Genomic DNA, 26,798 nt, shown 5'->3' with positions numbered 1-26,798 from the left:
GTGCCCCCTGATGTGCCGTCAACAGTCCAGGAGTGGTCCCCCCAGCCGACGATCGTGCACGCGCTGTTCGAGGTGTGCAACGATCGCTTGGCAGTGCCAGCGCGAGTCCGCCCAGAGCACACGGCGACAGCAACGGCTGCATCGCCGACGCCGCGGTTGTTTCGGTCCATTACAGCTGAGGGCCAGCATTGCCTATTCGACAGATCGAGCGGCAGTCCTACAGCGCGCATCTGGCGTCGACAAGTGCCGCTGGCCCTTGAGCGACCGCTTCCAAACAGCAGGCCCTCGAATGGCCGCTCGTCAATGTCGGCCCTGCTCCCATATCGGTCGTTGTCCAGGTCACCTTCTTGCCGATTGGATGTCAGCAACTGGCCGAGTCCTGGTAGCCACGAACGGCTGCTTCGGAGACGTTGAACCCGAAAGAAGTGGGTCCGGGCGACGGGCAGCTTCGGAGAAGCCTGACGGGCAGGTTTGGGCCGAAAGCGGCCGTGGCAGTTCAAGGCCGGACTCTCGAAAAGCATCAGCGACCGATGGCTGTCGCCACAGTCTGAGACACTCGGCGGATGCCCAAGCCCGCGCGAACCCGCACCAAGGCTTGCGCACAGTGTCAGGCGGTCAGCACGGCGCTGTTCCGTGTGGTGCATGACGAGCCCGACCACTGGGTGCTGATCTGCTCGGCTTGCAGGACGAAGGTGGAGACGCAGCCGTTGTACCGGTACGGCGGCACGTGGAAAGCCGACAAACGGCACTGAGCAATCCGAACCACCTCATGTTTGTCGCAGATCGGCGGCACATCGCTTCTCGCTGAGTTCACTTCGGTCCATACGGAGCCGCAACCCTTCGACAATGTGCGATTCGGCGATTGGCGGCTGGATCGCTCCGAGCAATCTGACGCCGCTGGTTGCGCGGCGGCTCTCCCTGGACTGCCTTGGCCGACTTCGACTTCAAACCCAGCACGGCCAGCGTCACGGAAGAGTTGCGTCGCGTGCACGCCCTGATGCAACTGGAGCAGAGGGAAGACCAGGCGCAGTTCAAGCTCAAGAATGCGAAGGCCAGCATCCAGGAGCGACAGCGCCGCGGCTTGACCTGGTTCCCGGTCACCATCACCCAGGAAGACATCGGTTTTGGCGGGAAGCTGGTGCTGGAAATGGAACGCCCAGCAAGCCAGCAGGGCCTGCATCTTTTTCAGGTTGGCAGGAACGCCTCGCTGTTTGGTGCGGCGCCTGTTCAATCGGGGGACCCACCCACGCTCCATGGTGTTGTGACCAGCGTGCGGCGCAACAAGCTGCAGCTGACCACGACCAAGGAGGCGCTGCCGGACTGGGTGCTGGATGGCGGCAGATTGGGGATCGATCTCACCTTCGACGCGGTGAGCTACCGCGAGATGGATCAGGCGCTGAGCGACGTCATCGGCGCCCGCGGCAACCGCTTGGCTGAGCTACGCGATGTGTTGCTGGGCGCCAGGCAAGCCCGCTTTCGCTCGCCCCATGTCGACGACCTGTTCTATCCCAGCCCACTCAACGAATCACAGCTCGCTGCCGTGCGCCATGTGATCACCGCACAGGATGTCGGCATCATCCATGGCCCGCCTGGGACGGGTAAAACCACGACGCTGGTGCAGGCCATCCTGGAAACCATCCGACGCGAGCGACGCGTTCTGGTGTGCGCGCCGTCGAACACCGCTGTGGACCTGCTGACAGAGAAGTTGGCCGAGCGCGGCGTCAACGTGATTCGCATGGGCAACCCAAGCCGCGTGTCGGATCTCCTGCTGGCGCACACACTGGATGCCCGGCTGATGGCCCATCCCAGCTACAGCAAGATGCGCGCGATGCGCCAAACCGCCGATCAATGCCGCGACAAGGCCAACGGGCTCGCCCCCCAGAACGTGCGCCACCTTGGCTTTGAGGCGCGACAGCAGCGCCAGCAGTTCAGGGACGAAGCCCGGCAGCTGTTCTTGCAGGCCGACGACCTGGAGCGGTACATCACCGAACAGGTGCTGGAGTCGGTGCAGATCATCACCTGCACCCTGGTGGGCGCCAGTAACCGGAACATCCGGCACCTGAGCTTCGACACCGTCTTCATCGACGAAGCTGCACAAGCGCTGGAGCCGGGCTGCTGGATCCCGATTGCCAAGGGCCAACGGGTCATTCTGGCCGGCGATCACCACCAGCTACCGCCTACCGTGAAGAGCGAAAAGGCCGCCCGCGAAGGCCTGCGCGAAACCCTGTTCGAGAAATGCATCCAGCGGCAACCCGTGACTGCCTGCATGCTGAATCTGCAGTACCGCATGCACGAGCAGATCATGGCCTTCAGTTCCGAGCGCTTCTACGGCGGACAACTGCAAGCGGATGCCAGCGTGCGCGAGGCCGGCCTGGAGGCCTACGACAAGTGCTTTGCGCCCGACCTGCCTGTGGAGTTCCTCGACACTGCGGGTCTGGGCTTTCTCGAGCTCACCATCCCCGAAAGCCGCTCCACGGCAAACCCCGAAGAAGCAGATCTGCTGCTGCAGCGCCTGGTCCAGCTGCTCAAGCCCTGCGACCCGGAAGTGCATCGGGAAGATCCTCTGACCATCGGCGTGATTGCGCCCTACCGCGCCCAGATCAACTGCTTGAAGGACGCCATCGAGGTCCATGAACAGCTGGGCGGCCTGTTGCAGCAGCGCTTGCTCAGCGTGGGGACCGTCGATTCATTCCAGGGCCAGGAGCGGGACATCATTGCGATATCGCTAACGCGCAGCAACCACTCGGGCGACATCGGATTCCTGTCTGACGTGCGGCGCATGAACGTGGGCATGACCCGCGCCCGGCGCAAACTGCTTCTCGTCGGGGACTCGTCAACGCTCAGCGTCAATCCGTTCTTCAAGGAACTACTGGCCTTCGTTGAGCGCATCGGGGGCGACCGCACGGCCTGGGAAATCGTCGATCAGTGTTGATCGCACGGCATCTGCTTAGACCAGTTTCCAAGGGGCAGTTCTGGATGTTGCTTCACATGTGAAGCCGTCCCTCGTCGATGACCGTTGATGGCCGGGAACGGGCTTCGCCTGGGGTTGCCACAAGCTGACTCCGCTGTGCCGGGCCATCGCACCAGAGATCAGCTTCTCGGCTTGGCCGCGAATTCACAGTAACGGTGCGCGTCCATCGCGGTGGCTCCGTCCTGCGCCAGAGCCAAGATCTACTGAGCCTGTGTGTGTCGATGCCTACCGCTCATAGGCCAAATGGCAACGCGGCCCCTCAACCCGACACAGTATCCCGGTTCAATCGGCAGACTTCGGCGGCGGGAGCGCGATGTCGGACAGAGCTTCCCGCAGGCCACGTTCGGCAGCATCGACCGCCCCGGCGAGATAGCCCGGGAACTGCTGTGACCATTCGCTGCCAATCCCAACGAGCCAGCCTCGCCATGCGCCCTCATCGGCGCTGTGGGAAGGGGCCGCGGCATGGTGGCCCGCAGCGTCTTGATCGTCGGCAGTCGCAGTCAGCGGGTCTCTGGCCCAATCCTTCAAGGCTTCGCCGACTGGAGTGTGGGCGCGCATGCCAAACAGGCGGACGAGTTGCGCGCGGCAGTAGGCGCGCAACAACTCATCGGTGATCTGACGACGAATCCGCGCGGGCACACCAAGGAAGCCGAACAGCGCGGCATGGCCTCCCGGCATGGAGACGTCATGAATCTCGCCCATCGGGCCGGCGCTGCTGCGCGCACCGCCAGACAGGCCCTGCTCACGCCAGAACGGCGTGTCGTACACCGCCACATACTTCGCGTGCGGCGCCATCCAGGTCGGTGTGGCCCGCCAGCGGCGCATGAGTTCGGCTGGAAGCAAAGGCTCGAACTGCAAGCTGGTGACTGCAAGCCGCGGAGGCAGAGCCAGCATCACATGGTCGACTTGCCAGACGGTGGTCTTGCCGGCTCCATCGTCAATCGTGAGCTCGACACGATTTGCCTGTCGGCGCAACCGCCTCACGGTCTGTCCGGTGCGGACGATGGCTGGATCGAGCCGAGCCTGCAACGCAGCGACGAGCGCGCCCGTGCCACCTGCCAGCCGCATCGAGGTTGGCTCGCTGGCATGAGCCTGCGTGCGAAGCGGCGGCAGCTGCGTCGAGCGCTCGACCAGCAGGTCGCCATCCTCGAACTGACCGAAGCGCTGGAGCCCCAGTTCGATGATCAGCCGGTCGAGTTGCGGCTGCGCCGCTGGCCAGAACCAGCTCGGCCCGAGGTCGAAGCGATCGACCGCCAACGCTGCCATATCCACACCCGAGCCCGCGGCGTCGACTGAGAGAATGCGGCCGCCCATGGTGGTGCGCGCCTCGAACAGCACGATGTCGCTCACGCCTTGCTGTACGAGCCGCCATGCGGCCACCAAGCCGGCAAGGCCCCCGCCGACGATGGCAATGCGAGCATGGCTTGTCGTCATGTCGCGAGCCTGTTCAAGTGCAGCATCAATCGCTCCACGCCCCGCTGCGGCGAGGCCACCGAGCTAGGCGCAGCCGAAGCGATAGCGGCGTGGAGCCATGAATTGGGATGTAAGCGCATGATCAGCTGCGACTGTAGCCACGACCTACAGCTCTTCAGCGGTTACGGCCGGTCGCCTGCGGCCAACGTATTCACAGTAGGTGCCAATCAGCCGACGTTCGGTTCAGCGGCCTGCGATGGTCCGAGTGACAGCTTTGCGAAGTGGACCTGGTGGCCAAACGCATCGACCTGGCGGTGCGCATCACCAACCACCTGGACGATGGCGTGGTGGCGCGCAGGCTAGCCGGTTGTCGCTCGGTGCTGTGTGCAGCACCTGCCTACCTGTCGCAGCATGGCCAGCCAACGCAGGCGGCCGACATGGCCCATCACGCCGGCATCACCCACGCGTTCGGAATCCGCGCCGAATACAGGCTCACCCATGCCGGCCGGGTGGTGGTGCAGGCCGTGGCCGGGCCGCTGTCAGGCAATCAAACGGCCGCGGTGCGCCAGGCTGCGCTGGCCGGTGCCGGCATCGCCATGCTGCCCACCTACTTCGTCGGCGACGACCTGCTGCGCGGCACCCTGGTGCGCGTGCTGCCAACCATCGAGCCCGAGGCCCTGGGCCCTGGGCATCCACGCCATCTACCTGTCGCGCCAGCACCAGCCCCTGCCCTTGAAGCTGTTGATCGACTTCCTGGCCGACCGCTTTGGCGGCGACACCGCGCCCTGGGACCAGCCGATGCCCGTGCCTTCGCTCAAGCCCCGGCGCGGATCTCGGTCATCAGGTCGCGCTGCAGGATGAACGATGCGCACAGCGTGGCACCGACCAGGGCGCCGATCACGCCGTCGGTGGCCACGTCCTGCCCGGTCAGGTAGAGCCCCTGCACGGGGGTGGCGGGGCGCAGCCAGTCCTGTACGAAGCGCTGCGGCGACGAGGCCACGCCCATGAAGCCGCCACGCTCGCGCTTGGCGAAGGTCTCGTAGGTCAGCGGTGTGGAGACCTCCACCACATCCACATGCTGCACCGCGGCCGGCGTGTGCCGGAACAGCTCGTCCAGCAGGCGCTGCTGGATCACGGCCTTGCGCGCCAGGTAGTCGTCGCCGCGCTTCATCCACGGTGTGCCGGCCCAGCGCGCAAAGTGGCTGTAGTCGGTGTAGGCATACATCTCCACCGTGGCGCGGCCTGGGAAGTCACGTTCCCACAGCGGGTCCTTGGTCGACGGAAAGGTGATGAAGTGCCAGGGGAATGGCGCGTCGAAATCCTGCCGGTGCGCCACCAGGTTGGCTTCGAAGTCCGGCCCGGGGTGCGACCAGATGTTGGCCGGCGTGAAGCCCAGTTCCGCATGGCTGGCCTTGAAGCCGATGTTCAGGCCGACGATGGCGTAGGTGTCCTGCACCGTGGGCAGCAGCGCCTTGGCCGCCATCACGCCCGGGCTGCTACCGTGCAGCAGCCGGCCGAAGGTGTTCTGCACGCCGGCATTGCTGACCACCCGCGGGCAGCGCACCTCCTCGCCCGAGGCCAGGCGCACGCCCTGCACCGCGTCGCCGTCGACCAGCACCTCGGCCACTTCGGCGCTGTGCAGCACCCGCCCGCCTGCGGCTTCGATGATGGGCACCATGGCCTGCGCAAACGCCGCACCGCCGCCCTCCGGGTAGTGGGCGCCGTGCAGGTAGTGCTTGGCCAGCATGCAGTGCATGGCAAACGAACTCTTGCTGGGCTCGAGGCTGTAGTCGCCCCAGTTGGCACAGATCACGGCGATCAGCTCGTCGTTGCTGGTCAGGCTGCGCAGCACCTGCTGGGTGGTCTGGCTGGCATGGCGGCGGAAGTCCTGGCCATGGCGCTGCATCAGCGCCGCGCCCGCCTCGGGCGGCAGGGCCTTGGCACCGAAGTACGGCGCCGACGATTTGGCCACGCTGCCGACCAGGGCCATGTAGGCCTGGATCGCTGGCGCTTCCGCCGGGAAATGGCTGGTCAGGAACTCGGCATAGGCCTGCGGGCCGGCGGGCACGTCGTAGCCCCGGCCGGCGATCACCATGCGGTTGAAGATCGACGGCATCGGCGCCCAGCGCAGTTGCCCGCCCGTCACCCGGTTAAACAGCTTCCACCCGGCGCCGTTGGGGTTGCCCACCTCGCCGATGTAGTGCATGCCCACCGTCCAGCGGTAGCCGTGGCGGCTGTAGGCCTGGGTCATGCCGCCAACGATGGTGTTCTGCTCCAGCAGCAGCACCTTCTGCCCGGCCTGCGCCAGGTGCGAGGCCAGTGCCAGGCCGCCCATGCCCGAGCCGATCACGACGGTGTCGAAAGTGCCATGGATGCCTTCGTGCTTGCGGTAGGGCGCGCCGATCCTGGCGCTGGCGCGTGTGGTTGTGCTTGTCATCAATTTCTTCTCAGTCGGGGTTGTGGTCGGCGGCGGCCCGGGCGCGCAATGCCACCTTGTCGAGCTTGCCCACGGGCGTGAGCGGCAACTGGTCCAGGATGGTCAGTTGCACCGGGGCCGCCACCGGGTCGTCCAGCCGTTGGCGGCAAGCGGCCAGCAGCTGCGCGGGGTCGGCCTGGGCGCCGGGTTTCAGGCTGACAAAGGCCACCGGCACTTCGCCGGCGCGGGTGTCGGGCCGCGCCACCACCGCCGCCAGGGCGACGGCAGGGTCGGCATGCAGAGCTTCCTCCACGCCTTGCGGGTCGATGCTGTGGCCGCTGCGCTTGATCAGGTCCTTGGCGCGGCCGGAAATCCAGTGGTAGCCGTCGGCATCGCAGTGGCCGAGGTCACCGGTGTCCAGCCAGCCGGGCGCGGCAAAAGCCGCGGCGGTCTGGGCCGCATCTGCATAGCCCGCAAACACGTTGGGGCCGTTGATCAACAGGTGGCCGTCCTCGCCCGGTGCGCAGTCGGCCAGCCAGCGGCCCTGCGCATCCAGCTGCGCCACCTTCATCGACTGGTAAGGCAGGCGCAGGCCGATCGAGCCGATGCGGCGCTCGCCGCGCAGCGGGCTCAAGCTGGAGATGCAGGTGCCCTCGGTCAGGCCATACCCCTCCAGGATCACCAGCCCGGTGCGGGCCTGCACATCCTGCGCCACCTGGCGCGCCAGTGGTGCCGACCCGCTGAAGGCCACGCGCAGGCTGCCGACCCGGGCATCGGCGATCGGCACCTGCAGCAGGCCGGCGTAGACGGTGGGCACGGCGCTGAAGCAGGTGGCGCCGAAGCGCTCGACGATGCGCCAGAAGCCCTGGATCACGCTGGCATGGCGAAAGCCCTGCGGCCCCAGCAGCACCAGGTGGGCGCCGCGGCTGAGCGGCCCCATGCTGAGCGGAATGACGGCATGCACATGGAACAGCGGCAGGCCGATCAGCACCACGTCCTGCGGGTCGAAGCCCACCATCTCGCCCATGCACCACGCCAGGTAGACCTGGTTGCGCTGGGTGTGGGTGGCCAGCTTCGGCGCGCCGGTGGTGCCCCCGGTGTGGAAGCGGGCGGTGGGCGATTGCAGGTCTTGCGCTGGGGTGAAGTCAAGTCGGTCGCCACGCTGCGACCCGCAGGCCAGCTCAAAGTCATGCACCTGCACGCCCGCCGGCATGCCGAGCCCGCCGTCACCACCCACACCGCCGACACACAGCACATGGTGCAGCAGGCCCGGCGCCAGCGCTGCTGCGGCACAGGCACGCTGCCAGATCGCGGAGTTCTGCGCCGGGTTCTGCGCCGGCCCTTCTGTCACCAGCACTGTGCAGCCAGCCGTCAGCAGGATGCCGGCCACCGCAGCGGCACCCAGAGTCGGGCTGATCGGGCAGACCACCGCCGCGGCCTGGCTGCCGAAGAGCGCCACGTAGGTCTGCGGCAGGTTGGGCAACAGCACGGCCACGCCTGCCGTCGGTTGCACGCCGTGGGCGCGCAGCCAGTTTGCCAGCCTGCGGCAGTGCTGCAGCAACTGGCCATGGTTCCAGGTCTGAGCGGGCTCGCCCGGATCACCCTCGGGAAGGAAGCTGAGCGCCGGGCGGTCGGCATGCCGGTCGCCCGCAGCCTCCAGCATCGCCCAGACGCTGCGCGCGGGCAGCCTGCTGTCCAGCGGTGCGGCCTGCTCGAACGCTTCGATGTCGGCCAGCGTGGCCACGCCGTGGCCGGTGGCTGCTGGTGGCGGCTGCACTGGGCTCATGAATGCACAGGCTCCAGCACGCCGCGGATGCCCACCGGGCGCCCCACGGGGTCGAACAGCACGCCCGGGTTCATCACGCCGCGCGGGTCGAATGCCGCCTTGGCGCCCGCCAGGGCCTGGCGCATCAGCGGCGGCACCTCGGTCTCGTAGGCGCTGCGGTGATCCCGGCCCACCGCGTGGTGGTGGGTGCTGGTGCCGCCGTGGCGCACCACCGCGTCGTTGCAGGCCAGCTTGATGTCGCGCCAGCGCGCCAGGGCGCTGGCGATGTCACCGCTGCTGCTGCCGCGCGCGGTGAAGGTGAAGTACGGCGCCGGCCCGTCGGGGTAGACATGGGTGAAGCGGCACGACAGCCGGCTGGCATGGCCCGTGACACATTCGATGGCGGACTCCACATCCTGGCGCACGCCGTCGTAGAAGGCCTCGAAGCGGTCCCAGGTGATGGCGCTCTCGAAGGTGTCGAAGATCGCGCCCAGTCGGGTGGTCTCGTCGCGCCAGTAGGGCATGCGGATGAAGGCATTGCGCCAGTCGCCAGCCGCGCCGCTGCGGTGGGCGGCGGGCTCGCCATCGGCCGGGCGCATGGAATCGGCCACGGCCTGCGGGTCCCAGCGGCCACCGTGGTCTGCCACCAGTTCCAGCGCACGCGCCAACCAGGCGTCCAGCGGGTGGTCGGCGGACTCGAAGCCCAGCACCAGCGTCGGGCTCTTGCGGTCGCCCACGCCGGCAAACGCCACCTCGCGGGCATCGAGCATGCGGCAGTTGCTGGGCTGCAGGCCCGATTGCGACAGCGCGCGCACGCAGCGGGCGGCCGCGAACACATCGTCGAAAGCCACCGACGCCGAGGCCCGGAACGTCGGCCTGCTCTGCAGCCGCATCCACGCCTGGGTGATGACGCCCATCGTGCCTTCGGAGCCGATCACCAGCCGGTCGGGTGCCGGCCCGGCGCCCGAGCCCGGCAGACGCCGCGTCTCGACCACACCCGCGGGCGTGACCATGCGCGTGCTCTGCACGAAGTCGTCGATGTGGGTGTACTGGGTGGCGTAGTGGCCGCCGGCGCGGGTGGCGATCCAGCCGCCCAGGGTGCTGAACTCGAAGCTCTGCGGAAAGTGACGCAGCGTCAGCCCGTGCGGCCGCAGCGCGGCTTCCAGATCGGGGCCGAGCATGCCGGCCTGAATCAGCGCGGCACGGCTGGCGGTGTCGACCTCCAGCACCTGGTTGAAGTGCTCCAGGTCGAGCGACAGCGTGGCGGCGTAATCGGGCCCGACCGCTGCCTCGACACCGCCCACCACGCTGGTGCCGCCGCCAAAGGGCACGACGGCCACGTTGTTGCGGCTGGCCCAGTCGAGCACGTCGGTGATGTCGGTTTCAGTGCGCGGAAAGGCCACCCAGTCGGGCGCCTGCGGTACGTGGCGCATCCACATGCGGGCCACGTCGGCGAAGCCCTTGCCGTAGCAGTGCGTGAGGCGGTCGTACGGCGTGCAGGAGACCATTGACGACAGCGAATCGGGCAACCGGCCGCGCGACGGGGCCAGCGTGAAATCGGCCACCTGCGGCTCGGGCAAGGCTGGGCCCATCGGCCCCAGCGGTGCGAGCAGTTGGTGCACGCCACGCAGTTCGCGCTCGACCAACCCGTCGCGCAGGTAGCCCCAGCCCCAGAACCGCCGCTCGGGCTTGCCAGACAAGGTGCTGACGTTGTTCATGGTGCTCATGGCGCCATCTCGCTGATCAGCACGTCGGGGGCAATGTCGGTGTACTGGGCGACGTCGCCCATGATCTCCCGGCCATGGGCAGCCATGCCCGCCTGGAACCCTGCGAGGTCGGTGAAGATCATGTGGGCGCAAGCCACCACGGCGGGTTGGCCGCCGGCGCCATCGGCCAGTGCCTTGTCCATTTCCACGCGCTGCAGGCCATGGGCCGCCAGGCGGCCCATCAGCAGTTGGCGATGCGTGGACTGGTAATAGGCTTGGTCGAAGCGCTTGCCTTCGGCGTTGGGGTAGCTGACGGTGATGCGGATCACGGCATGTCTCCTTCGGTGGGTGGGGGGCGTTTTCCGCGGATTGTGAAAATGCGTGCCCCGCCTGACCATGCGCCCATGTGCCAAAAACTTGATCCGACGCGCCAGCTCTGGCGCCGCTCACGATGACCACGCCGCAGACAGTGATCGCCACCTGGCTGATGGGCGTGGCTGCGCAGTTCAAGCGCCTGGGCGTCGACTTCGGCGACCTGGAGGCGGGGCTGGGCACGCCCGAGCGTGGGCTGGCCGCGCCAACACGGCAACTGCAACTGATCCAGGTGCGCCGCTTGTGGCAACGCGCCGCCGCAGTCAGCGGCGATCCGCTGCTGGGGCTGCACGTGGGCGCGGGGCTGCCCTTGCAGGCAATGAACGTGCTGACGCTCGTGGTGATGCACAGCGCCACGCTGCGCGATGCGCTGGGCCGCTGCGTGCGCTACCAGCAGTTGGTCAGCAACTCGGGCCGCTTCCGGCTGGTCGCGGTGGCGGGCGGCACACGCATGGTCTACACCATCACGCCCTGCGCGGTGCCCATGCATCCGGCCCAGGTCGATTCCCTGTTCGCCGGCTTCCTGTCGATGCTCTACCGCTGCGTGCCTGACGGGCAGAGGCCATCGCAGGTAGGGTTGCCGGGCACCGACCCGGCGCTTGTCGCGGCCTACGAAGAACAGCTCGACTGCCCGGTCTGGCTGGGTCGCACCGACATCTTCATGCAGTTCGACGATGACGTGCTCGACGCCCGCTGGCCTGCTTCCGATCCGAGCCTATTGCGTCTGTTGCTGGGCCGCGCAGACGACATGCGCCAAGCCCAGGGGCGCAACGATGTGCTGGTTGAGCAGGTCATTGCGGCCGTGGCTGCCGAGGGCTATGCCGGTGCGCGCTGCGAATCGGTCGCGCACCGGCTCGACTTGAGCGTGCGTACCCTGCAGCGGCGGCTGGCCGAGGCAGAGACCAGTTTCCGTCAGGTCGTCGAGGCGGCTCGCATGGGCGAGGCGGTGGAACTGCTCGCTGACAGCCGAGTGCCCCTCGCGACGCTGGCAGAACGTCTGGGCTATGCCGAGCCCAGTGCCTTTTCACACGCGGTGCGCAGCCATTTCGGGGTATCGCCCCGAGCCCTTCGTGCAGACATGGCGAAGGGCAATTCAACGCGCGACTGAAGGCCGGTCAGGTCGCTTCCATGGCACGCACCAGATCAGGCCGGGGCGCCGACCGTCGCCAGCGGCAAGTCTTCCGCGTCGCCCAGCTTCCCGGCCACCAGGTCGATGAATGCCGACACGGCTGAGGGCAGATGGCGCCGGCTGGCGTAGACAAGGTGGACGCCGTGCCCCTTGCGGTGGTACTGCGGCAGCACCGGTATCAGCAGGCCGGCGCACAGTTCCCGACGTGTCATCGTAGACGGCAGCAGCGCAACGCCCAGACCGGCCAGCGCGGCCTTGCGCAGCACCTGCACGGTGTTGCCGCTGAGCCGGCCAGCCACCTGCACCTCGGCGTCGGTGCCATCGTGGGCTGACAAGTTCCAGGTCGCACGCCCGCTGGGGTGGGCGAACACCAGGCAGTCGTGGTCGGCCAGGTCCTGCAATGTGGCTGGCAGGCCACGCGCTGCGATGTAGGCCGGACTGGCCACGAGGCCATCCAGCCCGGCGCCCAACACCCGGCGCGCCAAGAACGCGGAGTCTTCCAGCACACCCCCGCGGATGGCGACATCGATGCGGTCGGCGATCAAGTCCGCACGCGCATCGCTGAGCACGAAGTCCACCCGCACCTGCGGGTACTCGGCCAGAAACTCCGCCAGCCAGTCCATTGGGAAGAAGTCGAAGAAGTCGGCTGGCGCCGCCACGCGTACCAGCCCGCTGGGCGCCTCGTTGCGGGACAGCAAGGACTGGCCCGCGTCGACCAGCCCTTCCACAGCCTCGGCACAGCGGTCGTGGAAGTCCTGGCCCGCGCTGGTGAGCGACAGCTTGCGCGTGGACCGCTGCATCAAGCGCGTGCCCAGGTGCGCTTCCAACTGCTGCACCCGGCGGCTCAAGGTGTTGGGCGGAATGCCCAGCCGGCGCGCGGCCTCGGCGAAGCTGCCGCAGCGCACCACTTGCACGAAGACGGCGACGTCATTGAGATCGAGCATGGACGATTGCTTGCTTTTCTGGATGAGTTCAATCCGATTGTGCCGTCTAGTCAATCAGCGAGCGGATTCTTAAGCTTCCGACATCGAATCAATGCGCCCCCAACCGATGTCTACCCCACCTGCCATTGAAGCCAACGCCTCCGTCGGGCAATCGAATCGCGCTGCCGCGCACCGCACCCGTGGCAGCTCGCACGGGCCTGTGACCCGCCTGATGAGCCCTGGCGACCTCGGCCTGGTCCTCAAGCCGTTCATCTTCCTGGACCTGGTGAACTTCGATGCACGGCATGGCCAAACGCGCTTCGGCATGCACCCGCACTCCGGCATCGCCACGCTGACATTCATGGCCCAGGGCGATGTGCGCTACGCCGACAGCACCGGCCAGGCCGGTGTGCTGCCCGAGGGTGGTGTGGAGTGGATGCAGGCCGGCGGCGGCGTGTGGCACACCGGCGAGCCGGTGGGCGAGCAACCTGGCCAGGGCTTCCAGCTGTGGGTGGCGCTGCCCGCCGCGCTGGAGAGCGCACCGGCGTTCAGCCGCTATCTGGCGCCGTCCGAGGTGCCGCGGGTGGGCCCGGTGCGCGTGCTGCTGGGCCGGTACGGCGCGGTGCACAGCGCGGTCGAGGCACCGTCCGCGATGACCTTTCTCGCAGTGACGCTGGCGCAGGGTGAACGTTGGCGCTACACGCCACCTGCCGGCCACACCGTGGCCTGGGTGGCGGTGGCCAGCGGGCGGCTGCTCGCCGGCGAGCCCATTGCGACCGGCGAACTCGTCAGCTTCGCCCCTTCAGAAACCGCCATCGACTTCATCGCGGGCACCGACACGCGCTTCGTGCTGGGCTCTGCCGTGCCGCACCCGCATCCGCTGGTGATGGGCACCTACTCCGTCCACACCAGCGCCGACGCGCTGGACCGTGGCGAAACCGAAATTCGCCGCATCCGGCAGAGCCTGCGTGCTGCGGGCCAGCTCGCCTGAATGACGAATCGCAGGCAGGCGGCAGGCGCATGCACAGATCCGACGTCGCCCGCTTTCCCAGACCCCAACCCAACCCAACGAAAGACATCATCATGACCATCGGCATCATCGGTTCCGGCGCACTCGGCAGCAACGTGGCCCGCGCGCTCGCCATGAAGGGCATTGAAGCCACCATCTCCACCCGCCGCGGGCCCGAGGCACTGGCGCCGCTGGTGGCCGAACTCGGGGGCTCCATCAAGGCCGGCACCGTGGAAGAGGCGGCCTCGGCCGACATCGTGCTCATCGCCGTGCGCTGGACCGACCTGGGCACCGCGCTCAAGGGCCTGCCGGCCTGGAACAACCGCATCGTCATCGACGGCACCAACCCCGTCGAGTTCCTCGACCCCAACTCGCCCGACGCCAAGGACCCGAGCAACCCGCTGGCGGCCTACGGCATCAAGGCCATCGACCTGGGTGGCCGCTCATCGAGCGAGGTGGTGCGCGACATGCTGCCCGGCGCACGCGTCGTCAAGGCGTTGAACCACCTGGACGTGAACGTGCTGGCGCAGCCCGAGGTGTCTGGCGGCCAGCGTGTGCAGTTCTATGCCGGCGACGACGCCGATGCCAAGCGGGCCGTGCGCCAGGTGCTGGAAGCCATCGGCTACTTCCCGGTGGACCTCGGCGCGCTGGTCACGGGCGGTCAACTCTCGCAATTGCCCTTCGGCAGCCTGGCTGCCACCAACCTCATCAAGATCTGAAAACGGGCCCTTGAACACCGATCAGCAAACAAGCACCACCAAGCTCTCGGGCAGGCGGCGCCTGATGGCCGCAGCCACGCTCGCACTCACTGCTTTCGCTGCACTGGCACAAGCCCATTCCACGGGCAAGACCATGGCGCTTCCGCCATAACCTCGATGAGACGGGATGCCAGAAAGCCGCCTGTCGCCACCGTCGGTTGATGGCCGAGACCGGGTGCCCGCGTGAGCGCCCGACAGCGGTCAGCCAAGGCTCAGGCCTACGAATGCCAACACCGCAACGAGGCGGCGGCGCTACGCAGCGGCCCGCTGGGCTGGCTGCTGAGTGGCTGGTGCGCGCCGATCGGCACCGGCTCGGCTGCCGCGGTGGCCTTGGCGCGCCGACTCCAGGCGCCTGGCGCCCCGCACGCTGCTTCAAGCCCTGTCGCAGGCCTGGTAACAATAGCCGACGCCGTAGACAGAGCGGATGCGCTCGCTGCCGGCGCCGGCTTGATCCAACTTGCGGCGCAGGTTCTTGACGTGGCTGTCCACGGCGCGTTCGGTGGCCGGGCGGGCGTCGCCATGCAGCAGGTCAAGCAGCTGTGCGCGGGGGTAAACGCGCCCAGGCTGCGCCGCCAGCGTGCTGAGCAAGCGGAACTCGATGGGCGTGAGGTCGAGGTCGCGGCCCAGCCACGCCGCGCGCCAGCCTTTGTCGTCCACCTGCAGCGGGGACGGCAGCGCCGGGAGCGGCGCAGGCGGCGGCACTGCCGGTGCATCGACCCGCTGCGGCCGCTGTGCTGAGCGGGTGCGGCGGAGCACGGCCTTCACGCGCGCCATCACCTCCCGTGGGCTGAAGGGGTTCTTGGCGATGTAGTCATCGGCGCCGAGTTCCAGGCCGGCCAGGCGGTCGGCTTCGTCGGCACGCGCAGTCAGCATGACGATGGGCACGGCCGTGATCGCACGCAGCGCTCGGCACAGGCTCAGGCCGTCCAGGCCGGGCAGCATCAGGTCCAGCAGCACCAGGTCGTGGCGGCGCTCGGCCCAGGCCCGCAGCGCCGCATGGCCATCGGCCACACATTCAGCCTCGTGGCCGGCCACGCGCAGGTAATCGGCCAGCAGCGCCGCGAGCTTGGGCTCGTCTTCCACCACGAGCACCCGCGCCGGACCGGGCTCCAGCAGCAAGTGCGGCAGCTGGGCGTCGTCATCCAAGGGCCGGCAGCTCCACGCGCAACCACAAACCGCCCATCGGCGAAGGTCGGGCTTCGATGCGGCCTTCGTGCGCCTGCACGATGCGCTGGCAAATCGACAGGCCCAGTCCGGCGCCGCCACTCTTGCGGCTGCGCGAGGGCTCGACACGGAAGAAGCGTTCGAAGAGGCGTGGCAACTGGTCGCTGCGCACGCCGGGCGCGCTGTCGTGCAGGTCGATCAGCATCTGCCGGCCCTCGCGCCGCGCCTGCAGGCGCAGTGCGCCGCCGGCATCGGTGTAGCGGCAACTGTTCTCCAGCAGGTTGGCAAACAGCTGGCGCAGGCGGCGCGCGTCACCGAAGGCCGGCAACGGGCCGGGCGGCAGCTCGAGCTGCAGCGCCAGGCCGCTGCTCCGCAAGCGCTCGCCAAAGGCGCCGGCGGTGTCGTCGATGATCTCGCGCAGGTCGAGCGCGGCCTTGCGGTAGGACAGCGCGCCGACATCGGCCAGCGAGAGTTCGTAGAGGTCGTCCACCAGCCGGTGCAGCGTGGTGACCTCGGCCTTCAGCGAACGAAGCGCGTCCGCGTCCAGCGGGCGCACACCATCTTCGAGCGCCTCCAGCTCGCCGTGCAGCACGCCCAGCGGTGTGCGCAGTTCGTGCGAGACATCGGCCATGAACTCGCGCCTGGTGGACTCGTTGCGCTGCAGCGCCAGCGCCAGCTGGTTGAAGTCGTGCGCCAGTCGCCCGATCTCGTCGTCGGCGGCGCGTTCAGGCACGCGCATGGTGTAGTCGCCGGCGGCCAGGCTGTGCGTGGCCTCGGCCACCCGCCGCACCGGCCTCAAGAGCCGGCGTGAAGCCCAGAACGCCACGGCCGCGGCCAGCAACACAGCGCCACCGCCCACCAGCCAGCCGGTGCGCGCCTGGGCGTCAGCAAAGCGCTTCTCCGCGCCCGAGCTGACCGATTCAAACGGCGTCAGCACCAGCCAGCCGACCGTGAGGCCGTCGATGGTGACAGCGCGTTCCACTGCGTTGTCTGCCGGGCGGTCGAAGCCCACGATGCGCTGGCGATCAGCATCCAGCAGCGTGAAGCGGCGTGACGCGCCAGTCAGCTCAGCCGGCGTTGGCGAGGCCTGCGGGCGCTCGGTGATCGGCACCTTGAGGTCTTCGGGCGCCGGGCGCAGCAGGCGGTACCAGAGATCGGGGCGTTCACGCAGGAAATCCCAGCTGCCCTGCTGACGGTAGCCGGTTGTCACGCTGGGCACGGCCAGGTCGAGCCGGATCACCGCCTGTTCATTGAGGTAGCCGAGAAAGTCGCGGTTCAGGTTGACGTGCGCACCCACGCCCATGGCCACGGCCACCACCACGGCAGTGCTCAGCACGGCGGCAAAAAGGCGGGTGGCGAGGTTGAATTTCATGGTCGACCGCAGCGGGTGTACACGATGACGCCGCTGATTTGCAGAACAGCGGCTGCGAGGCCTTCGGACTCACGGGCTCTTCAAAGTCTCTCCACATTGTGCGGGCAACATCAACCAGTGCACACCTTCGCCGGCCTCCCCCTTTCGCCCCGCGCTGCGGCAGCCCTGCTGCTGGTGGCCGGATTGCTCACCGCCTGCCAGGACAAGCCGGCTGCGCCAGCGGCCCGTGCCGCTCCCGAGGTGGGAGTGGTCACCGTCACGGCGCAGGACGCGCCGCTGCAGCTGGAGCTGCCCGGCCGCCTGAGTGCCAGCCAGCGCGCCGAGATCCGCCCGCAGGTGGGCGGCCTGGTGCAGCGGCGGCTGTTCACCGAAGGCGGCCGCGTCACCGCCGGCCAGCCGCTCTACCAGCTGGACGCCGCCAGCTTCGAGGCCGAGCGTGCACGCAGCGCCGCGGCGCTGCAGAAGACCGAGGCCCAGCAGGCCGCGGCGCGCGTGAAGGCGGCGCGCGATGCCGAACTGTTGAAGGTCGACGCCATCAGCCGCCAGGCCGCCGACGACAGCAGCGCCGCGCTGCGCAGCGCCGAGGCCGACGTGACGGTGGCCAAGGCCGCGCTCGACGCCGCCATGGTGCAGCTAAAGCGGGCCCGCATCGAGGCGCCCATCAGCGGCCGCATCGAGGTCTCCACCGTCACGCCGGGGGCGCTGGTCACCGCCAACCAGGTGCAGGCGCTCACCACCATCCAGCAGCTCGACCCCATGCACGTGGACATCGTGCAGAGCAGCGCCGAGCTGCTCTCATTGCGCAGGCAGCTCAACGGGCAGACCACCAGCCGCCAGGTGCAGCTGGTGCTGGAAGACGGCAGCGTGCACCCGCAGCCAGCGACGCTGCAGTTCAGCGGTGTCACGGTCGACCCCGGCACTGGCAGCGTGACCTTGCGCGCCGTGGTGCCCAACCCCCAGGGCACGCTGCTGCCGGGCATGGTGGTGCAGGCGCGCCTGTTCGCGGGTGTGGACCGCGAGGTGCTGCTGGTGCCGCAGCAGGGCGTCAGCCGCACGGCAACGGGTGACGCCACCGCGCTGGTGGTGGGCGAAGGCAACAAGGTGGAGCGCCGTCGGCTGACACTGTCACGCGCGGTGGGCAACCAGTGGCTGGTCACCAGCGGCCTGAAGGCCGGCGACCGCCTCATCGTCGAAGGCCTGCAGCGCGCGCGTGTCGACCAGGTGGTGATGCCGGTGGTCGCCGGCTCAAAACCGGCCGTCAAGAGCGGCGGCAAGCCTGCAGCGGGGGCTGCGGGGGGCCCAGGCGCTTCAGCCGCTTCAAGCGCCACCAAAGGCTCCAGCGCCGCCGCCACGGCGGCTCGCTGAGCGTCAGCAGGAGCCCACAGTCATGGCCTCATTCTTCATCGACCGCCCCATCTTCGCCTGGGTGCTGGCCATCGTCATCATGCTGGCCGGCGGTGCCGCCACGCTGACGCTGCCGCTGGAGCGCTACCCGGACATCGCGCCCACGCGCGTCAGCATCAACACCAGCTACCCCGGCGCCTCGGCGCAGACCATCGAAGACTCGGTGACGCAGATCGTCGAGCAAAGTCTGAAGGGCATCGACGGCCTGTTGTCGATCGAAAGCAGCAGCAGCGCCTCCGGCAGCGCCAACACCAACCTCACCTTCGAAGCCAGCATCAATCCCGACACCGCCCAGGTGCAGGTGCAGAACAAGGTGCAATCCATCATCAGCCGGCTGCCGCAGGCCGTGCAGGCCCAGGGCGTGCGCGTCACCAAGGCCAGCACCGAATTCCTGATGGTGGCCATGCTGACCAGCGACGACCCCAACATCAGCTCCAGCGACCTGGGCGACTACCTGAACAGCACGCTGGTGGACATCATCAGCCGCGTCGAGGGCGTGGGCGACGTCAACGTCTTTGGCTCGGGCTATGCGATGCGCATCTGGCTCGACCCGGCCAAGCTGCAGCGCTACAACCTCGTGCCCGGCGACATCCGCACCGCCTTGCAGCAGCAAAACGCCGAGGTCTCCGCAGGCCAGATCGGTGCGCAGCCGGCGCCCGAAGGGCAGCGCTTGTCGGCCATCATCACCGCACGCTCCAAACTCAACACCACCGAACAGTTCCGCGATGTCGTGCTGCGTGTGCAGCCCGATGGTTCGGCCTTGCGCCTGGGTGATGTGGCGCGTATCGAACTGGGCCGCGACAGCTACACCACCAACGTGCGCAGCAGCGGCCGCAATGCCGCCGGCCTGGCCATCTTTCCGGCCAGCGGCGCCAACGCGCTGACCACGGGCGACGCCATCCGGGCCAAGCTCAAGGAGCTGGAGCCCTTCTTCCCGCCCGGCTACCAGGCCACCATCACCTACGACACCACGCCGTTCGTGCGCGTGTCCATCGAGGGCGTGGTGAAGACGCTGCTAGAGGCCATCGTGCTGGTGGTCGTCATCATGTACCTGTTCATGCAGAACCTGCGCGCCACGCTGGTGCCGGCCATTGCCGTGCCGGTGGTGATGCTCGGCACCATGGGCGTGCTGGCGGTGGCCGGCTTCTCGATCAACACGCTGACGATGTTCGGCCTGGTGCTGGCGATCGGACTGCTGGTCGACGACGCCATCGTGGTGGTGGAGAACGTTGAGCGCCTGATGCGCGAAGAGGGCCTGAGCCCCTACGAGGCCACGCAGCGCAGCATGAAGGAGATCAGCGGTGCGCTGGTCGGCATTGCCGTGGTGCTGAGCGCGGTGTTCATCCCCATGGCGTTCTTCGGCGGCTCCACGGGCGTCATCTACCGCCAGTTCAGCATCACCGTAGTGACTGCGATGGTGCTGTCGGTGCTGGTGGCGATGAGCCTGTCGCCGGCGCTGTGCGCGACGCTGCTCAAGCCCGTGCACAAGGGAGAACATGCCCACCACGGCGGGCCCTTCGGCAAGCCGCTGGACTGGTTCTTTGGCGGCTTCAACCGCGGCTTCGACCGGTTCACCGAACGCTATGTCCGCGGCGTTGGCTGGCTGGGCAAGCGCACTTTGCGCAGCCTGGCCGTCTTCGGCCTGCTGATCGGCGCGACGGCCTGGCTCTACACCAGCTTGCCGACGTCCTTCCTGCCCGACGAGGACCAGGGCGGCCTGCAGATGCAGGTGCGCATGGCGCCCGGCGCGACCGGCGAACGCCTGGAAGCGGTGGCTGCGCAGGTCGAGGCCTACCTGGGCGAACAGCCCGAGGTGCTGTACTACAACGTCGTGCGCGGCGCCGACGGCGACCAGGGTTCGGGCCGGGGATTCATCCGCTTGACCGACTGGTCCTTGCGCCCGGCGAAGAACCAGGGCGCCGGCGCGCTGGCCGAACGCTTCAGCCGAGAACTGGGTCGGCGCGTGCGCGATGCGCAGGTCTTCATCGTGCAGCCGCCCACCGTGCGCGGCCTGGGCGGCAGCGCCGGCATCCAGCTCTTCCTTCAAGACCTGGGCGGGCTGGGGCAGGAGCAGCTGATTGCCGCGCGCGACCAGCTCATCAACCTGGGCAACCAGCGACCCGAACTGTCACGCACACGCACGCAGAGCCTGGCCGAAACGCCGCAGCTGAAGATCACCATCGACGACCAGAAGGCCGGCGTGCTGGGCGTGCAACCCAACGTCATCAACGACACCTTGTCCATCGCCCTGGGCAGCAGCTACATCAACGACTTCATCGACCGCGGCCGCGTCAAGCGTGTGCTGGTGCAGGGCGAAGCCGCCTACCGCGCGTCACCCGACAACCTGAAGCACTGGTACGTGCGCAGCACCAGCGGGCAGATGGTCTCGATGGCGGCGTTTGCCACGAGCAGCTGGTCCACCGCACCGCGCCAGTTGGTGCGCTACAACGGCAGCCCGGCCTTTGAAATCCAGGCCGACGTGCCGCCTGGCGTGAGCTCGGGCGCCGCGATGAAGGCGATGGAAGAGCTGCTGCGCGAGATGCCCGCGGGCATTGGCTACGAATGGGCCGGCCGCAGCTACCAAGAGCGCTTGTCGGGCTCGCAGGCACCGCTGCTGTATGCCGTGTCGGTGCTGTTCATCTTCCTGTGCCTGGCGGCGCTGTACGAAAGCTGGTCGGTGCCCTTCAGCGTGATGCTGGTGGTACCACTGGGCATCCTGGGTGCGCTGGTTGCCAGCCACCTGGGCGGGCAGAACAACGACGTGTTCTTCCAGGTCGGCTTGTTGACGACCGTGGGGCTGAGTGCCAAGAACGCCATCCTCATCGTCGAGTTCGCCGAAGCGCTGCGCCAGCAGGGCCTGGGCGTGTTCGAGGCCACCTTGAAGGCCTGCCGGCAACGCGTGCGGCCCATCATCATGACGTCGCTGGCCTTCGGCATGGGCGTGCTGCCGCTGGCCCTGGCCAGCGGCGCTGGGTCTGGTTCGCAGCAGGCCATCGGCTTCGGCGTGCTGGGCGGCATGATCAGCGCCACCGTGCTGGGCATCTTCTTCGTGCCACTGTTCTATCTGTGGGTGAAGTCGCTGTTCTCGCGGCGCCCGCCGCAGCCCGCTGCGGTGGCCGGCAGCCAAGAGGCGACGGCATGAACCGCCCTGCGATCAGCCCAGCGCTGCGCACGGCGCTGACACCGGCGGCAGCCTTGGCCATGGCCCTGGTTCTGGCCGGCTGCGGCAGCCTGGTGCCGCCCGTGGGTTCGCCCCAGGCGCCGCTGCGCGGTGACTTCCGTGCCGGCGCGGTGACGGCGGAAGCGACGCGGCTGGATGCCGACCCGGCCGCAGCCGCCAGCGAATGGGACGGCTTCTTCACCGACGACCGGCTGCGCCGCGTGGTGGGCCTGGCGCTGGCCGGCAACCGCAGCCTGCGTGCCAGCGTGGCGGCGGTGGAGCGTGCACGTGCGCAGTACGGCATCAGCGAGGCCAACCGCTGGCCCGAACTGCGGGGCACGGCGTCGACCAGCCAGCAAGGCAGCGACGGCAGCGGCACCAGCCGCAGTTACACCGCGAGCCTGGGCGTGACAGCCTGGGAAATCGACCTCTTCGACCGCCTGGGCAGCCTGCAGGGTGCGGCGCTGGCGCGCTTCCTGGCCCAACAGGAGACGCAGCGCAGCGCGCGCCTGAGCCTGGTGGCGCAGGTGGCCGACGCCTGGCTGACCCTGGCTGCCGAAGGCCAACGCCTGCGCCTGGCCGAAGAGCTGCGCCTGAGCCAGCAACAGACCCTGGAGCTGAACGAACGCCAGTACCGCCTGGGCGCCGCTTCGGGCCTGCAGCGTGCGCGGGCACAGACGGCCTATGAAGCCGCCCGCGGTGAGGTCGCGCGCAGCGCCGCCGCGGTGACGCAGGCGCGTCTGGTGCTGGAACTGCTGGCCGGCCAGCCTTTACCCGATGCGCTGCTGCCCGGTGCGCAGGTCGACAAGACCACGGCCATGCCCGACATCCCCGCAGGCCTACCCGCCAGCGTGCTGCTGAAGCGCCCCGACCTGCGCGCGGCTGAACAGCAGTTACAGGCCGCAGCCTACGACGTGGGCGCGGCACGCGCCGCACGTTTCCCGCGGCTGACGCTGACGGCCAGCGCCGGCCTGCGCAGCCCCGAACTCGACGGTCTGGTGCGCAGTGGCAGCGGCTTCTGGAGCCTGCTGCCCAGCCTGGACGTCCCGCTCTTCGACGCCGGCGCGCGCCAGGCGCAGGTGGACGTCACCGAGGCCACACGCCGCGAGGTCATGGCGAACTACGAAGCGGCGCTGCAGTCGGCGTTCCGCGAAGTGGCCGACGCGCTGGCCGTGCGCGACGGCGTGGCCGAGCGCCTGGACGCGCAGCAGGCGCAGGTGGAAGCCGCCGAGCGCAGCTTGAACCTGGCCGAGCAGAGTTACCGCTTGGGTGCGTCCAGCCAACTCGAACTGCTGGACGCTCAACGCCAGATTGCCATCGCACGCCAAGGCTTGGTGGCGTTGCGCCAAACAGAGCAGGCAAACCGCGTCGTACTGCTGCGCGCACTAGGCGGACGTTGGACCGAGGGCGGCTGAGTTTCTGCTGACGACTGGCGTGAAGGCCAGCTTGATCATCGTGGAGTGTGGAATGGCCCGCACCGCCGGTGCACCCTCCAAAGCAAGACTTGGCAATGCACGTGCGTATCTAGGACGCTGCAGTCCATGTCGGCTTCACGGCTAGAAGTTTGCTGGGGCGTCCGACGGTTTCGGGTCGCAGGCTGCCCCACGCCTCAGGGTAGAGCCGTCATCGGAGGCTGGCCGACCGCAGCGCCCTGCGACCAGCAAACGCCGCGAGCGTCGCTTGGTCGGGCGCGCCGTAGTCGATGACCTTCAGCGGCGTCCTGGCCAACCAGAGCGATTGCGCCAGCAGCGTTCGATCAGGAGAGTCGCGCAATCCGACTTCAAGTTGGAACGCCAGATCGTTGAGCGATCCCAGGACCCGCCGGTTCACCGTCTTTCCGATAACCCAACTTTGCATGGCACCGTGCTCGGCGATCGCGTCGTCTAGTGGCACTCCGACGGCGGAGAGAACAAGCCGCGAGGTTTCGCTGAGCCGCTGGGCGAGAGATCGACCGTCTCGTGCCGGCACCACGACTGGCAGCAAGCTTCGCTCACTGACAGCGAGCACGACCTGGATCCGGCCAACTCGAATCAGGTTGGCATACCAGTCGCCCAGGACTGTGTCCGTCGGTGTCGGCTCTGGATCAGGCGTGGCGTTGAGCCTGTCGAGCAGTTTCTGGGTACAACGCAGGACGAACACGGCGGCGTGGCATGTTGGGGCGAGCACCGAGTATCGTGGCTGGCGAACGTCCCCTTGCGACGGTAGAGCAGTCCTACATGTACTAAGGCATCGAATGACCGGTGATCAACCCGCCGTCACTGGGCACGCATGCGCTGAGTGACTGAGTTCAGTCTGAACCAGACCATGACTGACGGCACGGTCTCACGCTGCCACGCAAGAGGCATGTGCATGGGCTACAGCGTCAATCGAAGAAACGCCCTTCCACCACTAGCCTCGCGGGCTCCACACCCACGGCCTGCGGAAACTTGCTGTCGATACGGTGCAAATTCTGGTCCAGCCGCATGCCGGTCTTCTTCTCGATGCTGGTCAGGGGCACCTGGTACCAGCGGAACTGGCTCAGCTCCAGCGATTCAGGCTTGAGCTTCTTTAGCAGGTCCTGCTGGGTCAGGACATAGGCCCGCGCCTTGTTCTGGCCGTCTTCGTCGTCGACATAGAAGACGATCTTCCAGAATTCGGCCGGTAACTGTGCGCCGCGGTAGGGACGGTCTTCCTTGGCGAGCACAGGCCCACCCATAACGCTGACCCTCAGGTCCTTGAGAACGACCTCGTCAAGGATGGCGTTCTCGAGCAGGCCCCATTGGCCCTTGAGCTGAGATTGGTTGAACGCCTCATGCTGGGGCGTCATGTTCGTGAAGAAGAAGCTGTCGATATTGCCCTGACTGGCTTCCTCAGGAGAGCCCCAGACCAGATCGTCCCGGCGGGCGACGTGCCCGCGGTCCAGCGGGTTGGCCTGGTACAGCTCGTCACCCCACTGGAAGTCTTCGAGGCCTTCCCGGCTGTCCTTGATGAACGGTATGCCTTTACGCGACAGGGAACGCTTTCGCGCTCCGTCGATGTTCCAGGCTACGCATCGAGGCAGCTTTCTGGACCTGCTCTGCCAGACAGTGAAGTGGCAATAGTCAATGAAGTCGCCGCCGGCCAGCCCGATGAGGTCGTCGGCAGCGCTCTTCTGAAACCGGGGCCGTGGCACTGGGAAGTCCAGGAAGTCGGATCGAAAGCCGGTCCGAAAGCGCTCGGCCGCTTCGACCGAGGGGCCGGTGATCGGGTGGGTGCCAGGAGCCGCCTCTGCAAGCGGCTCGATCTCGAGCTTCTCGAAGACACTGTGGGCATAACAGGCCAAAGCAAACTCGCCGTCGCTGCCTTCTGCATCACCGCCAAAGTGCAGACCCAGCATGGTGGTGGTCGTTTGTCCCTTCGTGTCCACGGCCAGCCACGCCGAGCCGGAATCCCCGCCCTTGGAGATCTCGCCGTCCTTTGGTAGGCGCTTGGCCCAGGGCTCGATCTCGAAGCCCCCGATGATTTGCTCGGGCATGTCCTCGTAAGGCATCTTGAACAGTGCGTCGACACGCGAGACCTGGCCGTAAGTGACGCCAGTCGTGCGTCCGCTCTTGGCGACCACGTCGCCCAGGTCAGGCTTGCCGACGCTTTTGATGACGACACCTAGTTCGAGCTGGGCGAGATCAACGCGCCGGCCTTCGACTGAGGCTATGGCGCAGTCCCCGGCCAGGCCGAGGTGGCTTCGCAGCAAGCGCCCAATGCCGTTGCTGAAGACACGGTTGTCATCGTAGGGCCCGGGCTGGACTATGGCGTCACCAATCTGACCGCCGGCGCCGTGCAGCACGTGCCAGTTGCTCAGCAAGACGGTGTCTCCACTTGTGGCGTCCCGCACGATGGCCCCCAGGGTGCCGGCCGTGAGCGAAGCGTGTGAAATGCTGACACCGGGCATTACCGGATTCAGGCGGACCTTGCGGCTGGTCTTCGGCTTCAGCTGCACGACCGCGTAGCTAGGCCGGAACTTTCGCTCTACGATATCGGTGGGAATGCTGACGCCTTCGAATTCGATGGCGGTGGGCAGCGCGCTCACGCCTTCGGCGGCCAAGCCCTCCAGCGAGACCTTGCGCTCGACGCTGAACTGCAGGCTCGGGGTCTTGGTCTTCTTGTCGCCCTGGATCTTGTAGCCGATGCCGACGCTTGTGACCTTGGGCAGGGCCAGAAGCGACTCGCCCTTGGCTCGAATGAGCCGGCGGATGCGCTCGATGTCTGGTGCGGAAGCACTGTCAGAGGATGCGCCTGCACCTGGAACCGCAGGCAAATGCTTCGGCGTCTTCTTGCTGGCCATGTCGGACTCCTTCTCGCAGAGGGGTATGGAAGACGTGAAGCTGGCCTCCTCAAGCAGTAGGCTGGGCCTGCGCTGTTTGGGCATAGCGGCGCCGAGCTTCCCGCGCGCGCGGCTGGTCCGCATCCTCTGTCGTTAGGATGCGCAACCCCACGATCGTCAAGCGCTAGTCATGAAGGTGGGAGTCCCACAAGTTCCAAGGAGCAGGGCTTCCCCACCGTTCAGACAGCAAGCTCTCGGGCGGCGGACGCTTACATCCCGGACCTTGAATTGCTGCATGCGTCCCCATCGGTGGCTCCTGGGAGTGGCGCATTGTTTGGCCGATTTGCAGCGGTTGCTGCCGGTCGCCACCAACCCTCGAACTCACGGTCTCGGACATCTTGTAGTCGTTCGGGCTCGCACCGGCTGGTGCCAGCACCGGCCGGTTACAGGGGTGCTGCTGACATTGCCGGCGACCGCGGTGGCGGTCGGAGCCCCCATTCAACCCACTTCAAACCTCGTCATGGTCAGGTCGAACGACTGCTCCTGCTTGGCTCGACGGGTCACTGTCGACCCATTGCTGTCGTACGCCCGGTCTTCCTCAATGACCACAAGGTGCAGGAAACCGAAGTTCGAGGCGGGCGGCAGCGGGCAACACCGCAGCGGTTGCTGCCGGTTGCCGCCAGCCCTCGGACTCACCGTCTCGAACATCTTGCAGTCGTTCGGGCTCGCACTGGCTTGCGCAACCACCGGCGATCGTGTCCCAGCGCGTGGAATGCGTCCGCGAGCCCGGGAGGTCTGAAGTGCGCGGTACTCAGCAGCGCACAGCAGGCTAGGGACGGTCTGCAAAAGTCCGTCGCCCATGTGCTTGGTCCCGCTGTGAGCCGATGAGACGATGCCGGCCATGAAGCAGCAGAGCCTGGGTCTGGGTCAGTCGACGAAGCGGACGCGACGGCGGGA

20 protein-coding genes and 1 pseudogene are annotated in these 26,798 nt (G+C 67.7%); 9 read left to right on the top strand and 12 right to left on the bottom strand.

All coding sequences use genetic code 11. From position 1 onward, the window contains the following. Positions 1 to 563 precede the first annotated feature (563 nt). Positions 564 to 752, top strand: coding sequence for a DUF8622 domain-containing protein (locus FFT10_RS28945; RefSeq protein WP_137735809.1), 189 nt, complete (start codon positions 564 to 566; stop codon positions 750 to 752). Positions 753 to 928: 176 nt separating this feature from the next. Then, positions 929 to 2,932, top strand: coding sequence for an AAA domain-containing protein (locus FFT10_RS26050; RefSeq protein WP_228027325.1), 2,004 nt, complete (start codon positions 929 to 931; stop codon positions 2,930 to 2,932). Between the two features lie 321 nt (positions 2,933 to 3,253). Here FFT10_RS26050 and FFT10_RS26045 read toward each other — a convergent pair whose 3' ends face one another. After that, entirely contained in the window at positions 3,254 to 4,405 is a 1,152-nt protein-coding gene (locus FFT10_RS26045) for a flavin monoamine oxidase family protein (protein ID WP_137735808.1), read from the bottom strand. A gap of 260 nt (positions 4,406 to 4,665) precedes the next feature. Between FFT10_RS26045 and FFT10_RS26040 the strand changes: the two are divergent. After that, a pseudogene (locus FFT10_RS26040) lies at positions 4,666 to 4,992 on the top strand (LysR substrate-binding domain-containing protein); the annotation flags it as partial. On the opposite strand, the gene FFT10_RS28690 reads toward FFT10_RS26040, so the two are convergent. From FFT10_RS28690 to FFT10_RS26020, 5 genes are all read right to left on the bottom strand, one after another. Beyond that, positions 4,924 to 5,076: a hypothetical protein gene (locus FFT10_RS28690; RefSeq protein WP_265575369.1), complete on the bottom strand. Its 153-nt coding sequence runs from the start codon at positions 5,074 to 5,076 to the stop codon at positions 4,924 to 4,926. The pseudogene FFT10_RS26040 and the gene FFT10_RS28690 overlap by 69 nt on opposite strands. 122 nt (positions 5,077 to 5,198) lie before the next feature. After that, complete coding sequence (locus FFT10_RS26035) at positions 5,199 to 6,821, bottom strand: phytoene desaturase family protein (protein ID WP_137735807.1); 1,623 nt, start codon at positions 6,819 to 6,821, stop codon at positions 5,199 to 5,201. 10 nt (positions 6,822 to 6,831) lie between these two features. Next, positions 6,832 to 8,586, bottom strand: a complete 1,755-nt coding sequence (locus FFT10_RS26030) for an acyl-CoA synthetase (protein WP_137735806.1) — start codon at positions 8,584 to 8,586, stop codon at positions 6,832 to 6,834. Then, positions 8,583 to 10,292 (bottom strand): FAD-binding oxidoreductase, encoded by a 1,710-nt coding sequence (locus FFT10_RS26025; RefSeq protein ID WP_228027324.1) that lies wholly within the window; start codon positions 10,290 to 10,292, stop codon positions 8,583 to 8,585. Before FFT10_RS26025 ends, FFT10_RS26030 begins: the two co-directional genes overlap by 4 nt. Continuing rightward, positions 10,289 to 10,600: an EthD family reductase gene (locus tag FFT10_RS26020; protein ID WP_162520931.1), complete on the bottom strand. Its 312-nt coding sequence runs from the start codon at positions 10,598 to 10,600 to the stop codon at positions 10,289 to 10,291. The genes FFT10_RS26025 and FFT10_RS26020 overlap by 4 nt, the downstream gene beginning before the upstream one ends. A gap of 122 nt (positions 10,601 to 10,722) precedes the next feature. Here FFT10_RS26020 and FFT10_RS26015 point away from each other — a divergent pair, with 122 nt between their 5' ends. After that, positions 10,723 to 11,751, top strand: a complete 1,029-nt coding sequence (locus tag FFT10_RS26015; RefSeq protein ID WP_137735804.1) for an AraC family transcriptional regulator — start codon at positions 10,723 to 10,725, stop codon at positions 11,749 to 11,751. Between the two features lie 35 nt (positions 11,752 to 11,786). Here the strand turns inward: FFT10_RS26015 and FFT10_RS26010 are convergent, their stop codons facing one another. Beyond that, positions 11,787 to 12,716 (bottom strand): LysR family transcriptional regulator, encoded by a 930-nt coding sequence (locus tag FFT10_RS26010; protein WP_137735826.1) that lies wholly within the window; start codon positions 12,714 to 12,716, stop codon positions 11,787 to 11,789. Between the two features lie 106 nt (positions 12,717 to 12,822). Between FFT10_RS26010 and FFT10_RS26005 the strand changes: the two genes are divergently transcribed. Together FFT10_RS26005 and FFT10_RS26000 are read left to right on the top strand one after the other, a co-directional pair. After that, positions 12,823 to 13,686, top strand: a complete 864-nt coding sequence (locus FFT10_RS26005; RefSeq protein WP_137735803.1) for a pirin family protein — start codon at positions 12,823 to 12,825, stop codon at positions 13,684 to 13,686. Positions 13,687 to 13,778: 92 nt separating this feature from the next. Then, positions 13,779 to 14,423, top strand: coding sequence for an NADPH-dependent F420 reductase (locus tag FFT10_RS26000; RefSeq protein ID WP_137735802.1), 645 nt, complete (start codon positions 13,779 to 13,781; stop codon positions 14,421 to 14,423). A 411-nt stretch (positions 14,424 to 14,834) separates the two neighbouring features. Here the strand turns inward: FFT10_RS26000 and FFT10_RS25995 are convergent, their stop codons facing one another. Both FFT10_RS25995 and FFT10_RS25990 read right to left on the bottom strand, forming a co-directional pair. Next, complete coding sequence (locus tag FFT10_RS25995; RefSeq protein WP_228027323.1) at positions 14,835 to 15,608, bottom strand: response regulator; 774 nt, start codon at positions 15,606 to 15,608, stop codon at positions 14,835 to 14,837. Beyond that, positions 15,601 to 16,998, bottom strand: coding sequence for an ATP-binding protein (locus tag FFT10_RS25990; protein WP_137735801.1), 1,398 nt, complete (start codon positions 16,996 to 16,998; stop codon positions 15,601 to 15,603). Before FFT10_RS25990 ends, FFT10_RS25995 begins: the two co-directional genes overlap by 8 nt. A gap of 174 nt (positions 16,999 to 17,172) precedes the next feature. Between FFT10_RS25990 and FFT10_RS25985 the strand changes: the two genes are divergently transcribed. From FFT10_RS25985 to FFT10_RS25975, 3 genes are read left to right on the top strand one after another with little or no spacing between them, the layout of a single operon-like run. Next, complete coding sequence (locus FFT10_RS25985; RefSeq protein ID WP_228027322.1) at positions 17,173 to 18,363, top strand: efflux RND transporter periplasmic adaptor subunit; 1,191 nt, start codon at positions 17,173 to 17,175, stop codon at positions 18,361 to 18,363. A 22-nt stretch (positions 18,364 to 18,385) separates the two neighbouring features. Continuing rightward, positions 18,386 to 21,544 (top strand): efflux RND transporter permease subunit, encoded by a 3,159-nt coding sequence (locus FFT10_RS25980; protein ID WP_137735800.1) that lies wholly within the window; start codon positions 18,386 to 18,388, stop codon positions 21,542 to 21,544. Further along, complete coding sequence (locus tag FFT10_RS25975; protein ID WP_137735799.1) at positions 21,541 to 22,977, top strand: efflux transporter outer membrane subunit; 1,437 nt, start codon at positions 21,541 to 21,543, stop codon at positions 22,975 to 22,977. Before FFT10_RS25980 ends, FFT10_RS25975 begins: the two co-directional genes overlap by 4 nt. A gap of 208 nt (positions 22,978 to 23,185) precedes the next feature. On the opposite strand, the gene FFT10_RS25970 is transcribed toward FFT10_RS25975, so the two are convergent. The 3 genes from FFT10_RS25970 to FFT10_RS25960 all read right to left on the bottom strand — a co-directional run bounded on the left by FFT10_RS25970 (position 23,186) and on the right by FFT10_RS25960 (position 26,744). Then, positions 23,186 to 23,701: a DUF6933 domain-containing protein gene (locus tag FFT10_RS25970; RefSeq protein WP_137735798.1), complete on the bottom strand. Its 516-nt coding sequence runs from the start codon at positions 23,699 to 23,701 to the stop codon at positions 23,186 to 23,188. Between the two features lie 223 nt (positions 23,702 to 23,924). Further along, a complete protein-coding gene (locus tag FFT10_RS25965) occupies positions 23,925 to 25,862 on the bottom strand; it encodes a DNA/RNA non-specific endonuclease (protein WP_162520930.1) in 1,938 nt (645 codons plus the stop codon). Between the two features lie 477 nt (positions 25,863 to 26,339). After that, positions 26,340 to 26,744 (bottom strand): hypothetical protein, encoded by a 405-nt coding sequence (locus FFT10_RS25960; RefSeq protein WP_137735796.1) that lies wholly within the window; start codon positions 26,742 to 26,744, stop codon positions 26,340 to 26,342. Positions 26,745 to 26,798: the final 54 nt, after the last annotated feature.

The sequence above is a fragment of the Pseudaquabacterium pictum genome, assembly GCF_005403045.1.
GTDB lineage: Bacteria > Pseudomonadota > Gammaproteobacteria > Burkholderiales > Burkholderiaceae_C > Pseudaquabacterium > Pseudaquabacterium pictum.
The sequence above is the reverse complement of the archived record's forward strand: the minus strand, read 5'-3'. Positions and strand labels throughout refer to the sequence as shown.

Bases quoted from the DNA above. Each gene is read 5' to 3' on its own strand.
- FFT10_RS25960 (WP_137735796.1), bottom strand. From the start codon at position 26,744: ATGGCCGGCATCGTCTCATCGGCTCACAGCGGGACCAAGCACATGGGC.
- FFT10_RS26025 (WP_228027324.1), bottom strand. From the start codon at position 10,292: ATGAGCACCATGAACAACGTCAGCACCTTGTCTGGCAAGCCCGAGCGG.
- FFT10_RS25965 (WP_162520930.1), bottom strand. From the start codon at position 25,862: ATGGCCAGCAAGAAGACGCCGAAGCATTTGCCTGCGGTTCCAGGTGCA.
- FFT10_RS26030 (WP_137735806.1), bottom strand. From the start codon at position 8,586: ATGAGCCCAGTGCAGCCGCCACCAGCAGCCACCGGCCACGGCGTGGCC.
- FFT10_RS26000 (WP_137735802.1), top strand. From the start codon at position 13,779: ATGACCATCGGCATCATCGGTTCCGGCGCACTCGGCAGCAACGTGGCC.
- FFT10_RS28945 (WP_137735809.1), top strand. From the start codon at position 564: ATGCCCAAGCCCGCGCGAACCCGCACCAAGGCTTGCGCACAGTGTCAG.
- FFT10_RS25990 (WP_137735801.1), bottom strand. From the start codon at position 16,998: ATGAAATTCAACCTCGCCACCCGCCTTTTTGCCGCCGTGCTGAGCACT.
- FFT10_RS28690 (WP_265575369.1), bottom strand. From the start codon at position 5,076: ATGCCCAGGGCCCAGGGCCTCGGGCTCGATGGTTGGCAGCACGCGCAC.
- FFT10_RS26045 (WP_137735808.1), bottom strand. From the start codon at position 4,405: ATGACGACAAGCCATGCTCGCATTGCCATCGTCGGCGGGGGCCTTGCC.
- FFT10_RS26035 (WP_137735807.1), bottom strand. From the start codon at position 6,821: ATGACAAGCACAACCACACGCGCCAGCGCCAGGATCGGCGCGCCCTAC.
- FFT10_RS25975 (WP_137735799.1), top strand. From the start codon at position 21,541: ATGAACCGCCCTGCGATCAGCCCAGCGCTGCGCACGGCGCTGACACCG.
- FFT10_RS25980 (WP_137735800.1), top strand. From the start codon at position 18,386: ATGGCCTCATTCTTCATCGACCGCCCCATCTTCGCCTGGGTGCTGGCC.
- FFT10_RS26010 (WP_137735826.1), bottom strand. From the start codon at position 12,716: ATGCTCGATCTCAATGACGTCGCCGTCTTCGTGCAAGTGGTGCGCTGC.
- FFT10_RS26005 (WP_137735803.1), top strand. From the start codon at position 12,823: ATGTCTACCCCACCTGCCATTGAAGCCAACGCCTCCGTCGGGCAATCG.
- FFT10_RS26015 (WP_137735804.1), top strand. From the start codon at position 10,723: ATGACCACGCCGCAGACAGTGATCGCCACCTGGCTGATGGGCGTGGCT.